At 72.6% G+C, this 14,827-nt stretch carries 15 protein-coding genes; 2 read left to right on the top strand and 13 right to left on the bottom strand.

Annotation, left to right across the window (positions count from 1 at the left end; translation table 11 throughout):
- Positions 1–50: 50 nt before the first annotated feature.
- The 4 genes from FHS34_RS29025 to aroH all read right to left on the bottom strand — a co-directional run bounded on the left by FHS34_RS29025 (position 51) and on the right by aroH (position 2,933).
- On the bottom strand, positions 51–638 hold the full coding sequence (locus FHS34_RS29025; RefSeq protein ID WP_221509640.1) for a lysophospholipid acyltransferase family protein: 588 nt from the start codon (positions 636–638) through the stop codon (positions 51–53).
- 53 nt (positions 639–691) lie between these two features.
- Positions 692–1,384, bottom strand: coding sequence for a (d)CMP kinase (gene cmk / locus FHS34_RS29020; RefSeq protein WP_184970781.1), 693 nt, complete (start codon positions 1,382–1,384; stop codon positions 692–694).
- Between the two features lie 104 nt (positions 1,385–1,488).
- Positions 1,489–2,574, bottom strand: coding sequence for a prephenate dehydrogenase (locus FHS34_RS29015; RefSeq protein WP_184970778.1), 1,086 nt, complete (start codon positions 2,572–2,574; stop codon positions 1,489–1,491).
- Positions 2,571–2,933 carry a chorismate mutase gene (aroH, locus tag FHS34_RS29010; protein ID WP_184970776.1) on the bottom strand — a complete coding sequence of 121 codons (363 nt, stop codon included), beginning with the start codon at positions 2,931–2,933 and terminating at the stop codon, positions 2,571–2,573. The genes FHS34_RS29015 and aroH overlap by 4 nt, the downstream gene beginning before the upstream one ends.
- A 146-nt stretch (positions 2,934–3,079) precedes the next feature.
- On the opposite strand from aroH, the gene FHS34_RS29005 reads away from it, so the two are divergent.
- Positions 3,080–3,556, top strand: a complete 477-nt coding sequence (locus FHS34_RS29005; protein WP_184970774.1) for a Rieske (2Fe-2S) protein — start codon at positions 3,080–3,082, stop codon at positions 3,554–3,556.
- A 22-nt stretch (positions 3,557–3,578) separates the two neighbouring features.
- Positions 3,579–4,328, top strand: a complete 750-nt coding sequence (locus FHS34_RS29000) for a nucleotidyltransferase domain-containing protein (protein ID WP_184970772.1) — start codon at positions 3,579–3,581, stop codon at positions 4,326–4,328.
- Here the strand turns inward: FHS34_RS29000 and FHS34_RS28995 are convergent.
- The 9 genes from FHS34_RS28995 to FHS34_RS28955 all read right to left on the bottom strand — a co-directional run bounded on the left by FHS34_RS28995 (position 4,311) and on the right by FHS34_RS28955 (position 14,784).
- Complete coding sequence (locus FHS34_RS28995) at positions 4,311–5,318, bottom strand: ADP-ribosylglycohydrolase family protein (RefSeq protein WP_372478604.1); 1,008 nt, start codon at positions 5,316–5,318, stop codon at positions 4,311–4,313. The two genes, FHS34_RS29000 and FHS34_RS28995, sit on opposite strands and share 18 nt — an antisense overlap.
- A gap of 65 nt (positions 5,319–5,383) precedes the next feature.
- On the bottom strand, positions 5,384–6,505 hold the full coding sequence (locus FHS34_RS28990; protein ID WP_184970768.1) for a pseudouridine synthase: 1,122 nt from the start codon (positions 6,503–6,505) through the stop codon (positions 5,384–5,386).
- The gene (gene scpB, locus FHS34_RS28985) at positions 6,505–7,158 is read right to left on the bottom strand and encodes an SMC-Scp complex subunit ScpB (RefSeq protein ID WP_184970766.1); all 654 of its coding nucleotides are present in this window, start codon (positions 7,156–7,158) and stop codon (positions 6,505–6,507) included. Before scpB ends, FHS34_RS28990 begins: the two co-directional genes overlap by 1 nt.
- Positions 7,155–8,417 (bottom strand): segregation and condensation protein A, encoded by a 1,263-nt coding sequence (locus FHS34_RS28980; protein WP_376773115.1) that lies wholly within the window; start codon positions 8,415–8,417, stop codon positions 7,155–7,157. Before FHS34_RS28980 ends, scpB begins: the two co-directional genes overlap by 4 nt.
- A gap of 144 nt (positions 8,418–8,561) precedes the next feature.
- A complete protein-coding gene (locus FHS34_RS28975) occupies positions 8,562–9,110 on the bottom strand; it encodes a hypothetical protein (RefSeq protein ID WP_184970755.1) in 549 nt (182 codons plus the stop codon).
- A complete protein-coding gene (locus FHS34_RS28970) occupies positions 9,095–10,228 on the bottom strand; it encodes a ParA family protein (RefSeq protein ID WP_184970753.1) in 1,134 nt (377 codons plus the stop codon). The genes FHS34_RS28975 and FHS34_RS28970 overlap by 16 nt, the downstream gene beginning before the upstream one ends.
- A 426-nt stretch (positions 10,229–10,654) precedes the next feature.
- Positions 10,655–11,770 (bottom strand): alanine dehydrogenase, encoded by a 1,116-nt coding sequence (ald, locus tag FHS34_RS28965; RefSeq protein WP_184971262.1) that lies wholly within the window; start codon positions 11,768–11,770, stop codon positions 10,655–10,657.
- A gap of 146 nt (positions 11,771–11,916) precedes the next feature.
- A complete protein-coding gene (locus FHS34_RS28960; RefSeq protein WP_184970751.1) occupies positions 11,917–13,992 on the bottom strand; it encodes a tetratricopeptide repeat protein in 2,076 nt (691 codons plus the stop codon).
- A gap of 165 nt (positions 13,993–14,157) precedes the next feature.
- Positions 14,158–14,784, bottom strand: a complete 627-nt coding sequence (locus FHS34_RS28955; RefSeq protein ID WP_184970749.1) for an NUDIX domain-containing protein — start codon at positions 14,782–14,784, stop codon at positions 14,158–14,160.
- Between the last annotated feature and the right edge of the window lie 43 nt (positions 14,785–14,827).

Below are 14,827 nucleotides of genomic sequence, written 5' to 3'. Positions count from 1 at the left end.
GGTGATCGGTGCATCGGCCCAGCCGGGCTGATCCACTACTCAAGTGTCGCCTAGCGCCCGGTCAGGCGCCTGGCGTTTTCCAGGTGGCTGGTGAGCTGCTTCTGGATGCGCTCGGTCGCCTCGTCCAGCGCCGCGCGCGTACGCCGTCCGCTGCCGTCACCGGCCTCGAACGGGTCGCCGAAGACGACGTCGACGCGGGAGCGCATCGGAGGCAGCCCCTTTATCAACCGCCCCGGCCTGCCGGAGCTTCCCAGTACCGCCACGGGCACGATCGGTGCCCCGCTGCGGACCGCGAAGTAGGCGAGCCCGGCGCGCAGGGAGGCGAAGTCGCCCTCGCCCCGGGTGCCCTCCGGGAAGATGCCGAGCACTCCCCCGTCGCTCAGGACACCGAGCGCGTCGGTGATCGCCGTGCGGTCGGCGGACGCGCGGTCCACCTTCAGCTGGCCGATGCCGGTCAGGAACGTGCCCAGCGGGCCGACGAACGCCTCCTTCTTGATCAGGAAGTGCGTCGGCCGGGGCGACACGCCCATGACCATGGGGCCGTCGATGTTGTGGGAGTGGTTCACGGCGAGTATCGCCGGGCCGCTCGCGGGCATCCTCCAGGCGCCCAGCACCCGCGGTTTCCACAGCCCGTACATCAGGCCGACGCCGATGCGCCGCCCCACCTCGGCGCCCCGCTCGGACGGAAGGCTCACTTCCCCGCCCGCTTCTCCTCGACCAGGGTGACGACGCACTCGATGACCTGGGCGAGGGTGAGTTCGGTGGTGTCCACCTCGACCGCGTCGCCGGCCTTGGCGAGGGGCGAGGTCTTGCGGCTGGAGTCGGCCGCGTCCCGCTTGATCAGGGCCTCGCGGGTGGCGTTGACGTCGGCGCCCTTCAGCTCGCCGCTGCGGCGGGCCGCGCGGGCCTCCGGGGAGGCGGTGAGGAAGATCTTCAGGTCGGCGTCCGGGAGGACGGTCGTACCGATGTCCCGGCCCTCGACCACGATGCCGTTCTCGGTGCCGACAGCCAGCGAGCGCTGCAGCTCGGTGATCCGGGTGCGCACCTCGGGCACCGCGCTGACCGCGCTGACCTTGGAGGTGACCTCCTGGGTGCGGATCGGGCCGGCGACGTCGACGCCGTCGACCGTGATGGTCGGGGCGGCCGGGTCGGTGCCGGAGATGATCTCCGGCTTGCCGGCGACGGCGGCGATGGCGGTCGGGTCCTCCAGGTCGATGCCGTTGGTCACCATCCACCAGGTGATCGCCCGGTACTGGGCACCGGTGTCCAGGTAGCTCAGACCGAGCTGGGCTGCCACGGCCTTCGACGTGCTCGACTTGCCCGTGCCGGAGGGACCGTCGATCGCGACGATCACGGGCTTGGCGGTCGGGGCGCCGTATTCCACGGGGGACACCTTCCTGCGGTGAAGGGTGGTGAGCGGGGGTCCGGGGCGCGAGGGCGCCCCGGACAAGGTTACTGGCTCGCGGGGGGGGGCGCCCTCACCGGGCGTTATCGGCGCAGCGCCCAGCCCCGCTCGCGCAGTGCCTCCTTCAGGGCCGTCGCCGCCTTCGGCTCGACCATGAGCTGCATCAGACCGGCCTGCTGACCGGTGGCGTGCTCGATCCGGACGTCCTCGATGTTGACTCCCGCCCGGCCGGCGTCCGCGAAGATGCGGGCCAGCTGGCCGGGCTGGTCGTCGATGAGGACGACGACGGTCTCGTACGCGCGCGGGGCGCTGCCGTGCTTGCCGGGTACCCGCACCTGGCCGGCGTTCCCGCGGCGCAGCACGTCCTCGATGCCGGCGGTGCCCTCGCCGCGCTTGGCGTCGTCGGAGGACTGCAGGGCGCGCAGGGCCTGGACCGTCTCGTCCAGGTCGGAGGCGACGTCGGAGAGCAGGTCGGCGACCGGGCCCGGGTTCGCGGACAGGATGTCCATCCACATGCGCGGGTCGGAGGCGGCGATCCGGGTCACGTCCCGGATGCCCTGCCCGCACAGCCGTACGGCGGCCTCCTCGGCGTGCTCCAGGCGCGCGGCGACCAGGCTGGACACCAGGTGGGGCATGTGGGAGACGAGGGCGACGGCGCGGTCGTGGGCGTCGGCGTCCATGACGACCGGGACGGCCCGGCAGTGCGAGACCAGTTCCAGGGCGAGGTTGAGCACCTCGGTGTCGGTGTCCCGGGTCGGGGTGAGCACCCAGGGCCGGCCCTCGAAGAGGTCGGCGGTGGCGGCCAGCGGTCCGGACTTCTCCCGGCCGGACATGGGGTGCGTGCCGATGTACGACGACAGGTCCAGGCCGAGCGACTCCAGCTCGCGGCGGGGGCCGCCCTTGACGCTGGCGACGTCCAGGTAGCCGCGGGCGACGCCCCGGCGCATCGCGTCGGCGAGCACCCGGGCCACATGGGCGGGCGGGGCGGCCACGATCGCGAGGTCCACCGGCCCCCCGGGCTCCTCGTCGGTGCCGGCACCCAGCGCGGCGGCCGTACGGGCCTGCTCGGGGTCGTGGTCGTCGAGGTGGACGGTGACGCCTCGCTGGGCGAGCGCGAGGGCGGCGGAGGTGCCGATCAGGCCGGTTCCGATGACGAGTGCGGTTCTCACTGGGCGATGTCCTTGCGGAGCGCCGCGGCGGCGCCGAGGTAGACGTGGCAGATGTCGGCGCGGGGCCGGTCCGACTCGATGTGCGCGAGGATCCGCACGACCCGGGGCATGGCGCCCGCGATGTCCAGTTCCTGGGCGCAGATGAGGGGGACGTCCACGATGCCCAGCTTGCGGGCGGAGGCGGCCGGGAAGTCGCTGTGCAGGTCGGGGGTGGCCGTGAACCAGATGCTGATCAGGTCGTCGGCGGTCAGCCCGTTCCGTTCCAGCACGGCGGTGAGCAGCGCTCCGACCTGCTCCTCCATATGACCGGCCTCGTCCCGCTCCAGTTGGACGGCCCCCCGGACCGCTCGTACCGCCACGGCGCTGCTCCTCGCTGACATGCGTGTCTGTTCTTGGTCCGTCCAGCGTAGTCAGCCCGCGCGGTACGGGCGCGCGCCGCCCGCTCGCTGAGACGATGCGAAAGATCCCTTGTTCACCGTTCTGGAAGGTTCTACGGAGGTCTGACATGACCCAGCCCGCGACACGGCGCACCGTTCTCTGCACCGGCGCCGGCGCGCTCGCCCTGGGGTGCGTGGGATGCGGCACCGACAAGAGCGGCGACGCCACGGCGCCGCAGTCACCGACGGCGTCGGCATCGTCGGCGTCCGCATCCGGGATGGCGGCGTCGCCCGCCGCCCAGGAGGCGTCGCCCGCCGGGAAGCGGCTGGCGCGGACCAGCGACATCCCGGAGGGCGGCGGCAAGGTGTTCAAGGAGGAGAAGATCGTGGTCACCCAGCCGAAGAAGGGTGACTTCAAGGCGTTCTCGGCGATCTGCACGCACCAGGGCTGCACGGTGAACCGGGTGGCGGACGGCACCATCGACTGCCCGTGCCACGGCAGCAAGTACCGGATCGCCGACGGCTCGGTGGCCCATGGTCCCGCGACCAGACCGCTGGGCAAGGAGTCGATCACGGTGTCGGGAAATTCGATCCACCTGGCCTGAGCGGGCCGCGTACGCTCCGGGGATGCAGCCGCTGGACCTCGTACGCGACCACACCGTCTACTCCTGTGTGACGGGCTCCCGCGCCTTCGGTCTGGCCACGGACGCCAGCGACACCGACCGGCGCGGGGTGTTCCTCGCCCCCACCCCGCTGTACTGGCGGTTCGAGAAGCCGCCCACGCATGTGGAGGGGCCCGGCGAGGAGCAGTTCTCCTGGGAGCTGGAACGGTTCTGCGAGCTGGCGCTGCGCGGCAACCCGAACATCCTGGAGTGCCTGCACTCCCCCCTGGTGGAGCACGTGGACGACACCGGCCGCGAGCTGCTGTCCCTGCGCGGCGCCTTCCTGTCGCGGCGGGCGTACGACACCTTCACCCGTTACGCCCTCGGCCAGCGCAAGAAGCTCGACGCCGACGTCCGCACGACCGGCGCCCCGCGCTGGAAGCACGCGATGCACCTGCTGCGGCTGCTGATGTCCGCACGGGACCTGCTGAGCTCCGGCGAGCTGCGGATCGACGTCGGGGAGCAGCGCGAGCCCCTGCTGGCGGTGAAGCGCGGTGAGGTGCCGTGGGTGCGGGTGGAGGAGTGGATGGCCCGGCTGGCGGCCGGGACCGAGGAGGCCCTGCGCGGCAGCCCCCTGCCCGAGGAGCCGGACCACACCCGCGTGGCCGACTTCCTGTACCGGGCGCGCCGGGCCTCGGCACTCCAGCCGGAGCCGGGCCCCGGGCCCGCGGGTCCGGCCCGATCCGGAGGGGGACCCTCAGGCGTCCCAGAGTGATCCCAGGGCCAGGAGGCCGTCTCGGTACTCGATGCGCTCGGACCAGTCGGCGGGCCAGGCGTCCGCGCCCAGCCAGGCGCCCGCGAAGGCTCCGGTGAGGCAGGCTATGGAGTCGGAGTCGCCGGCGGTGCAGGCGGCCCGGCGCAGGGCGGTGACGGGCTCGTCCGGGAAGAGCAGGAAGCACAGCAGCCCGGTGGCGAGCGCCTCCTCGGCGATCCAGCCCTCGCCGGTGGCCAGACAGGGGTCGGTCTCCACGGATCCGCTCCGCACGGCCTCCTGGAGCCGGCCGAGGACCGCCAGGCACTCGTCCCAGCCGCGCGCGATGAAGTGCTCCGGGCTCGGGTCCTGGGAACGGGTCCACAGGTCGCCGAGCCAGGTGTGGTCGTAGCGGGTGCGGTTGTCCAGGGCGTAGGAGCGCAGCTGCCCGACGAGCCCGGCCGGGTCGGTGCCCCGGGCGAGCAGATGGACGGCGCGGGCGGTGAGGTCGGAGGCGGCGAGCGCGGTCGGGTGGCCGTGGGTGAGCGCGGACTGCAACTGAGCGGCGCCGGCACGCTGTTCGTCGTCGAGGCCGGGGGCAAGGCCGATCGGGGCGACCCGCATGTTGGCGCCGCAGCCCTTGGAGCCGATCTGGCTGGCGTCCTGCCAGCGCCGGCCCTCGTCGTCCAGCAGGGCGCACGCGGTCAGGCAGGTGTTGCCCGGCGCCCGGTTGTTCTCCGGCGAGTGGTACCAGTCCGCGAACTCCTCGCGCAGCGGCCGCTCCAGCCGGTTCGGCGCGAGGTACCCGCGCTCCATGGCCGTGCGGAGCGCGCGCCCGAGGGCGAGGGTCATCTGGGTGTCGTCGGAGACGAGGGCCCGCTCGGGCAGCTCCATCTCCCGCCAGGGCCCGAACGCCGAGAGGATCGACGGCACGGTCTTGAACTCGGCCGGGAAGCCGAGGGCGTCCCCGAGGGCGAGGCCGAGGAGTGCTCCGGTGGCCGACTGCTTGGGCATATGCGTCATCCCCCTTTATTGTCACAGTGACGATAAAGGGGGATGACGATCGGCGCAAGGTGCGTCTAGAGATCGACTTCCTGCATCAGCATGCCGACCTCGGTGTTCGACAGGCGGCGCAGCCAGCCCGACTTCTGGTCGCCCAGGGTGATCGGGCCGAAGGAGGTCCGCACCAGCTTCTCGACCGGGAAGCCGGCCTCGGCGAGCATGCGGCGCACGATGTGCTTGCGGCCCTCGTGCAGGGTCACCTCGACCAGGTAGTTCTTGCCGGTCTGCTCGACGACGCGGAAGTGGTCCGCGCGCGCGTAGCCGTCCTCCAGCTGGATGCCGTCCTTCAGGCGCTTGCCGAGGTCGCGCGGGATCGGGCCGACGATGGCCGCGAGGTAGGTCTTCTTCACGCCGTACTTCGGGTGCGTGAGGCGGTGCGCCAGCTCACCGTGGTTGGTGAGCAGGATGACACCCTCGGTCTCGGTGTCCAGCCGGCCGACGTGGAAGAGCCGGGTCTCGCGGTTGGTGACGTAGTCACCGAGGCACTGGCGGCCCTCCGGGTCCTCCATGGTGGACACGACACCGGCGGGCTTGTTCAGCGAGAAGAACTGGTACGACTGCGTCGCCACCGTCAGGCCGTCGACCTTGACCTCGTCCTTCTCCGGGTCGACCCGGCGGCCCTGCTCCAGGACGATCTCGCCGTTGATCTCGACGCGGGCCTGCTCGATCAGCTCCTCGCAGGCGCGCCGGGAGCCGTAGCCCGCGCGCGCGAGGACCTTCTGCAGCCGCTCGCCCTCCTGCTCGGCGCCCGGGAAGGTCTTCGGGAGCTTGACGTCCTTCTTGCCCGCGTACCGCTCGCGGTTGCGCTCCTCGGCCCGCGCGTCGTACTCGCGGGAGCTCGCCGGAGCCGTACGGCCGCGGCCGCCGGCCTGGCTCTGCCGGGGACCGCCCTTGGCGCCGCCGCGCGCCGAGGCGCCCCGGCCCGACTTCGGGCCGTCCTGGGTGGCGCCGGGACCCACGTCGTAGCGCCGCTCCTCCGGGCGCGGCTTCTTCGGCCGGCCGCCCTGCTTGTCGTCACGGGCGTTGCCGGCGCCGCGGTAGTTACCGCGTCCCCCGCCGCTCCCGCCGCGGCCGCCGCTGTTGCCACCACGGCTCCCGCCGTTGTTTCCGCTGCTGTTCCTGCCGCTGCTGCTTCGCATCAAAGTTCCGTCTTGTCGTCTGCGTCCTCGGAATCCGGAGCGTCCGGATCGAACGACGGCACACCCTCCTGGGTCTCGGCCTCGATCGCCTCGGCCTCCGGGAGGAAGGGCGCGAGCTCCGGGAGCTCGTCCAGGCCGCGCAGGCCCATCCGCTCCAGGAAGTAGTTCGTCGTCCTGTACAGGATCGCACCTGTTTCGGGTTCCGTGCCCGCCTCCTCGACCAGACCGCGCTGCAGGAGGGTGCGCATGACACCGTCGCAGTTGACCCCGCGCACCGCGGAGACGCGGCTGCGGCTGACCGGCTGGCGGTAGGCGACCACCGCGAGCGTCTCCAGCGCCGCCTGGGTGAGCCGGGCCGTCTGGCCGTCCAGCACCAGCCGTTCGACGGCGGGCGCGTACGCGGCGCGGGTGTAGAAACGCCAGCCGCCGGCGACGAACCGCAGCTCGAAGCCGCGGCCCTGCACGGTGTACTCGTCGGCCAGCTCGCGCAGCGCGTCCGCGACCTGCCGTCGCGGCCGCTCCAGCAGCCTGGCCAGGTGGGCCTCGGTCGCGGGCTCGTCCACGACCATGAGCATCGCCTCCAGGGCCGGCTTGAGGTCGAGTCCGGCGACGGTCTGCGATCCTGCGGGGGCCTCGGCGGTCTCCTCGCTCATGCCTTCCTCTCCTCCTCCTCGGGCCTCTCGGGCTTCTCGGGCCTCTCGGGCCTCTCGGGCGGCCGGTCGAACTCGTCCGTGACCACGGGTGCGGTGTCCCCGTCCCCTCCGGTCCAGCGCACGGTCAGGTCGCCGAGCGCGGCCTCCTGCTCCAGCGCGACGGCCTTCTCCCGGTACAGCTCCAGCAGGGCGAGGAACCGGGCCACGACGGTGAGCGTGTCGTCGGTGTCCTCGATCAGCACCCGGAAGCTCGCCTCGCCCAGCTCCCTCAGCCGCGCCACCACGATCCCCGCCTGCTCCCGCACGCTGACCAGCGGGGCGTGGATGTGGTCGACGTAGACCTGCGGCTTGGGCCTGGGCTGCATCGCCTTGACGGCCAGCCCGGCGAACCCCTCGGGGCCGATGCTGATGACGACCTCGGGCAGCAGCTCGGCGTGGTGCGGTTCGAGTCCGACGGTGCGGGGCCAGCGGCGGGCCTCGTCGTCGAGCCGCCGGTTGAAGATGTCGGCGATCTGTTTGTACGCGCGGTACTGCAGCAGCCGGGCGAACAGCAGGTCCCGCGCCTCCAGCAGCGCGAGGTCGGCCTCGTCCTCCACGTCGGCGGCGGGCAGCAGCCGGGCGGCCTTGAGGTCGAGCAGGGTGGCCGCCACGACGAGGAACTCCGTGGTCTGGTCGAGGTCCCAGTCGGGTCCCATGGCCCGGATGTGCGCCATGAACTCGTCGGTGACCTTCGACAGGGCGACCTCGGTCACGTCCAGCTTGTGCCGGGAGATGAGCTGGAGGAGGAGATCGAAGGGACCCTCGAAGTTCGACAGCCGGACCTTGAAGACACCGTCGGAGGGGGCTCCGGGTTCGGCGGAGCCGGGTGCGGGGGGTCCGGGCCGGGAGTCGGCGGGCCCGGGTGCGACGGGTTCGGCGGGGCCGGATCCGGCAGGCTCGGGTTCGTCGGATCCCGTGGGTCCGGGCTCGGCCGGTCCGGTTCCGGCGAACTCGGGCTCGGGTGCGGCGGGCTCGGGTTCCGGTGCGGCGGGCTCGGGGGCGGGTGCGACGGGCTCGGGCCGGGGTGCGGCGGGCTCGGCGGCGGCAGGCCCCGGCTCGCCGGCCGCGGGCGCCTCTCGCGGCTCGCGGCCGTCGTGGGCGGTCGTTCCGCCGGGTGCGGGTGGGTGCGACGGCCTGCCGGGCCCGGCCGGGGTCCCGGCCTGCGCCGGGGTCTCGGCCCGCGCCGGCGTCTCGGCCTCCGCAGGCGTCTCCTCCGCCAGGGGCTCGGCCCGCGCCACGGACTCGCTGCGCGGCTCGGCCGGCGCGGCGCCCGGTCCCCGGCCCAGCGCACGCCGGCGGCCGGCTCCTGGGCCGAAGGCGGGGGCGGGGACGTCGTTCGAGGTCATGGCCCCCGCAGGCTACCGCTACCGCCCGCGCAGCCGTCGTACGAGGATGCTCGCGTCCCCGCGGGCCTCCAGGTCGGCCAGGACCACGGCCACCGCCTCGCGGACGATCCGCCCGCGGTCCACCGCGAGCCCGTGCTCGCCGCGGAGCACGAGACGCGCGTGCTCCAGGTCCATCAGTTCCTCGGCGGAGACGTACACGGTGATCTTCTCGTCGTGCCGCTCGCGCCCGCTGGGCCGCCGGGAGGCCGCCCGCCCGCGCTTGCGCGGCTGCGCGGCGGCCGGACCCTCCTGGGCCGGCTGCCGGCGCGCCGGGCGGGTGCGGGACTCGGCGGACTCCGCCGACTCGGCCTCCGCCGCCGCGTGCTCCGCGCCCTCGCCGTCACCGCCCTGCACGGGCACCGACTGCGGCGCGTCCTCGGCGGCGGCCGCCTTGTCGCTCTCCCCTGCGGGAGCCGGCACCCGGGCCTCACCGTTGGCCGCGCGCCGGGGAGTCGACGGCTGGAGCGCCATCCCCCCTGTCGTACGGAAGAGTTCGTCGGCCCCCGGCAGACTCACTCGGCGTGACACCGGGCGAGCACCTCCCTGGCGAGCTGGCGGTAGGCGGCGGCACCGACGGAGTTGGAGGCGTACGTGGTGATCGGCTCACCGGCGACCGTGGTCTCCGGGAAGCGGACCGTGCGGCCGATGACCGTGTGGTAGACGTGGTCGTCGAACGCCTCGACCACACGGGCCAGCACCTCACGGCTGTGGACCGTGCGCGAGTCGTACATCGTGGCGAGGATGCCGTCGAGCTCCAGCTCCGGGTTGAGCCGCTCCTGGACCTTCTCGATGGTCTCGGTCAGCAGGGCCACACCGCGCAGCGCGAAGAACTCGCACTCCAGCGGCACGATCACCTTGTGCGCGGCCGTCAGCGCGTTGACCGTCAGCAGGCCGAGCGAGGGCTGACAGTCGATCACGATGTAGTCGTAGTCGGGCAGCAGGGGCTTCAGCGCCCGCTGGAGCGTCGACTCGCGCGCGACCTCGGAGACCAGCTGGACCTCGGCGGCCGACAGGTCGATGTTGGAGGGCAGCAGGTCCATGTTGGGGACCGCCGTCTTCAGCAGGACCTCGTCCGCGGACATCCCCCGCTCCATGAGCAGGTTGTAGACCGTGAGATCCAGCTCCATCGGGTTGACCCCGAGTCCCACCGACAGCGCGCCCTGCGGGTCGAAGTCCACGAGCAGCACGCGCCGGCCGTACTCCGCGAGCGCGGCACCCAGGTTGATGGTCGACGTCGTCTTGCCGACGCCGCCCTTCTGGTTGCACATCGCGATGATCTTCGCGGGGCCGTGGTCGGTCAGCGGGCCCGGGATCGGGAAGTACGGCAGCGGTCGTCCGGTCGGGCCGACGCGCTCACGGCGCTGACGGGCAGCGTCGGGCGCGAGCGTGGCCGCGTACTCCGGGTCCGGCTCGTATTCGGCGTCGGGGTCGTAGAAGTGCCCCTCGGGCAGTTCGTCGTAGTCGGCGAAGTGGTTGTGGGGCGCGCCACTTCCGTCGCCGGCCATGGCGTTCACGTGATGGCCATCCATGCTCTGGTGTGCTGTCCCGGCCACCTGCGGACCGGAACTCTGGTGGGCTGCGAAGGTGCGCACAGCTACGGAGCCGACAGCCTCGAATCCCGCGGGACCCTGGCCCCGGACCGGCATTCCTGGTTGACCACCCCCGGGAGAAAATGTCGACTCATTCACAAGTCGTCTTACCTCCTTGGTGACCAGGAAACTTCTAGACAAGGTCAGCGTGGCACCATGCCGACGGTTGGCGACTCTATGGCGTGTCGGCGGTCCGCAGCAACACAATCCGCCGGACCCGGCAGGATGTGTCGGCAATGAAACATCTCGCTGTCAAGAGCGTACGGCCGTCGCACAGCAGGTTTCACCGGTGTGCGAATCGGTCGAAGGGTTACGTTCGAGGCGAGTTGACCGAGAGCCGCAAAGTGACCATACACACATCCGGCCGGACCTTGTCGGGCAAGGTCCGGCCGGGTGTGTGCTGTTGACGACGCGTGTTGACGAATCGCCTTTTGCCCGCGGGTGACTTAGCGACTCACCAGGTCACGGGGGGTGGGTCGGGCCTCAGCCGAGCAGGGTCTCCAGCTCGACGTGCTCCAGGCCGTGGGCCTCGGCGACCTCCCGGTAAACGACCTTGCCGTCATGGGTGTTGAGACCCTTGGCGAGCGCGGCGTCCCGGCGCAGCGCCTCCACCCAGCCGTTGTTGGCCAGCGAGACGATGTACGGCAGGGTCGCGTTGGTGAGGGCGTTGGTGGAGGTGTTGGGCACCGCGCCCGGCATGTTGGCCACGCAGTAGAAGACCGAGTTGTGGACCTGGAAGGTCGGCTCGGCGTGCGTGGTCGGGTGGGAGTCCTCGAAGCAGCCGCCCTGGTCGATCGCGATGTCGACAAGGACACTTCCCGGCTTCATGCGCGCCACCAGCTCGTTGGTGACCAGCTTCGGGGCCTTGGCGCCCGGGATGAGCACCGCGCCGATGACGAGGTCGGCGTCGAGGACGGCCTTCTCCAGCTCGAAGGTGTTGGACATGATCGCCTTGACCTTCGTACCGAAGATCCGGTCGGCCTCGCGCAGCTTGTTGATGTCGCGGTCGAGCAGGATCACCTCGAAGCCCATGCCGACGGCGACCTGGGTGGCGTTCCAGCCGGAGACGCCGCCGCCGATGACCACGGCCTTGGCCGGGGTCACACCGGGGACGCCGCCCGGCAGCACGCCACGGCCGCCGGCCGCGCGCATCAGGTGATAGGCGCCGACCTGCGGGGCCAGCCGGCCCGCGACCTCGGACATCGGGGCGAGCAGCGGCAGGGCGCGGTTCGGCAGCTCGACGGTCTCGTAGGCGATGGCCGTGGTGCCGGACTCGATGAGGGCGTCCGTGCACTCCTTGGAGGCGGCCAGGTGCAGGTAGGTGAAGAGGATCTGGTCCTTGCGGAGGCGGTGGTACTCCTCCGCGATGGGCTCCTTGACCTTCAGCAGCAGGTCGGCGGTGGCCCACACCTCGTCGGCAGTGTCGAGCAGGGCGGCACCGGCCGAGACGTACTCCTCGTCCGTGATCGAGGAGCCGAGGCCGGCGCCGCGCTCGATGACGACCTGGTGGCCGTTGCGCACCAGCTCGTGCACACCGGCGGGGGTGATGGCCACCCGGAACTCGTTGTTCTTGACCTCGCGGGGGATGCCGACCTTCACGTCGATCACGGTCCTTGGCTCAGAGGGTATGGGGGTGCATTACAGACGTACCCAGACATGCGGGGGCATACCGGGAGACACCGCTGGAGAACGAGCGGCAGAGCCAGTTTAATGAAGGCGTTCCGACTGTCTAGCCTTTCATTGCATCAATCTTCGCTGGATGCAGTACGGATTTCGCAGGCGTCAGCGCCCTGATCCGGAGTTTCCTCGTCCTCCGGCGGCTCCTCACCCAGCATGCGCTCGGCCGCGGCGCGGTGCAGGAGGGCCGCGGCCGGGTCGCCGAGGCGGTCCAGCGTGTCGGCGAGCCGCAGCTGCAGCGCGGCCTGCAGCCGGGCGTCCTCGGCGCGCCGTGCCCACTCCACGGCTTCCTGGCAGGTGCGCAGCGATTCCTCGGGCCGTCCCGCGTACTCCTGCACCCGTGCGATCTCGCTCAACGCCCGGGCACTCGCCGCGACATCGCCGCCCCTGCGGTAGCCGGCGAGCGCGGCCCGCCAGTTCCGCAGCGCCTCGCCGTAGCGGCCGGCGTAGGTGTGGGCCGTGGCCGTCCGGCCGTACAGCCGGGCGGCGTCCGCGACCTCTCCCCGGGCCAGCCGCTCGGCCAGGGCCCGGCCGAACCAGTCGGCGGCCCGGTCGTAGTCCCCGAGCTCCTGGTGGGCACCGCCTACGGATTCCATCGCGCGGCCGGTCGCGTACGGGTCGTTCGCCTCGCGTCCGGCGTCCAGCGCGGCCCGGTAGCGGGCCAGCGCCTCCCGGGTCCGGCCGGTCTGCGCGTCCAGATCGCCCAGGTTCAGCAGGGCCGCGGCCTTCTCCCGGGGCAGCCCGCGCCGCTCGGCGACGTCCAGGACGAGGCCGTGGACGCCGTACAGGTCGGGGGCGGCTGCCTGGGTGCCGACATGCGCGGCCAGGGCCCGGACCAGCTGGGACATCAGCCGGCGGGCGAGGGTGTCCAGCTCCCCGTCGGCCACCGCGAGGCGCACCGCCGCCAGCAGGGCCGGCCGCCGGACGCGCAGCCAGTCCGCGGCGGCCCGCGGGTTGGGGAAGCGCAGCGCCCGGGGCATGCCGATCAGCTTCTCCCGGGCCTGCGGGCTGTCCGTCTCGGTGATCGCCCGGCAGGACTGCAGCAGCCGTACCGTCCGCTCCAGCATCCGGGCCCGGGCCAGCTGGAGCTCCGCGGGCCGTTCGTGGCTCTCGGCGACGGCGCGCAGCAGCGGGTGCAGACAGCCGGGGACCTCGTACTGGGGCAGCGTGGAGTTCAGCGCGCGCAGCAGGCCGAGGGCGACGAGGTCGTCCAGGGCGGTGCGGGCGGCGTCCACCGAGCAGCCGGCCAGCGCCGAGGCGGTGTGCGGGTCGGCCAGGCCGGCCGGGGCGAGGCAGAGCAGTCGCAGTATCCGGGCGGCCGGGCCGGGCAGCTGGTCGTACACGAGCCGGAAGACGCGGGACAGCGGGGTGCCCTCGGCGCCGTCCGCCCCTTCCTCGGCGTGCGCGTGCATCCGCTTGGCCAGGTCGGAGACCGCGGCCTGGGGACGGGCGGCGAGCCAGCCGCCGGCCAGCACCAGCGCGGCCGGATGGCCCTGGCAGGCCTCCACCAGGCTCTCCGCGGAGCGCGGGTCGACGGTGACCCGGACCGCGCCGGTGTGGCCGGTGAGCAGTTCCACCGCGGACTTGGTGTCGAGGCCGCCGAGCGTGCAGGGGCGGACGTCCGCGATGCCGGTGAGCGGGCCCCCGGAGACGGCCACCACCAGGCACTCCGGGGCGTCCGGGAGCAGCGCGTCGACCTGGTCGGCGCCCGCCGCGTCGTCCAGCAGGAGCAGCGTCCGCCGCTCGGCGAGGGCCGTCCGCAGGGCCGCGGTGAGGTCCTCCTCGGCGGCTCCGGCGGGGGCCGGCAGCCGCAGCGCGGCGAGCAGGCCGCGGGCCACCTGCTCCACCGGCACCGGGGTGCCGTCGGGCTCGCTGAGCCGGGCCCGCAGCACTCCGTCGGGGTACCGGCCGGCGACCCGGCGGACCAGTTCCTCGGCGAGTCTGGTCCGGCCGGAGCCGGGGCGGCCCGCGATGAGGAGCACGCGCGCGCGGGGCGCCTTTCGGCCGGAGAGGGTGTCCAGTCCCGCTCGCTCGATGTCGGCGCGAAGTTCCTTCAACTCCCTTGTGCGGCCCAGGAAACGGCCCTCCGCGACCGGGTGCGCGGACACCTCCGCGCCGTCCGGGTCCACCGCCTGATCCGTCACGGGCCACACTCCCGTCCCACCGCACGCGCAAGCCCGCCGGTGTCTTCCGGTACGGGCGTTCAAGAGCCTAGTTCACGCTCTGCGACGAACCCGGAGGAGCGCGGCGGACGGATCGCCCGATCGGATCAGGCGATCGTCACACCAGTGGGCCGGACGGCTCCCGGCTCAGGACTCGAAGGGCCGCGCGGGCCACGGGGCGTCGGCGGGACGCAGCGCGTCCAGGCCGTCCCCGCCGCGCGCCGCCACCAGGGAGAGCACCCCGACGGCCAGGCAGGTGTTGTGCAGGTCGCCGGCCAGGATCCGGCGCACCAGTTCCTCGACCGGCACGCGCGCGTGCTGCATGTCGGTCTCCTCGTGCTCCGCCTCGAAGCGCTCGCCCTCGGCCTCGGACAGGTTCCGGGCGAGGAAGACCCGGATGGCCTCGTCGCAGCCGCCGGGGGTGGTGTACACGTCGGTGAGCACCCGCCAGTCCTCGGCCTTGACGTGCGCCTCCTCGTACAGCTCCCGCTGGGCGGCGTGCAGCGGGTTCTCACCGGGCACGTCCAGCAGCCCGGCCGGGATCTCCCACAGTTTCTGCCGCACGGGGTGGCGGTACTGGTTGATCAGCAGGACCCGGTCCTCCTCGTCCAGGGCGAGGACGGCCACGGAACCGGGGTGGACCTGGTAGTCCCGGCGGACCACCGAGCCGTCGGGCATGACCACGTCGTCCGTGCGGACGGAGGTCTTGTTGCCCACGAACGGGGTCTTTGTCGCCCGGATCTCCCACTCCTCCGGGGTGTCCTTGATCGTCATGCCCTGTCCTCCCACGCGCTTTCCCAAGAACCGGCGAAAAAGA

The organism is Streptomyces echinatus (genome assembly GCF_014203595.1).
GTDB lineage: Bacteria > Actinomycetota > Actinomycetes > Streptomycetales > Streptomycetaceae > Streptomyces > Streptomyces echinatus.
This window is presented reverse-complemented; position numbering and strand designations above follow the sequence as displayed.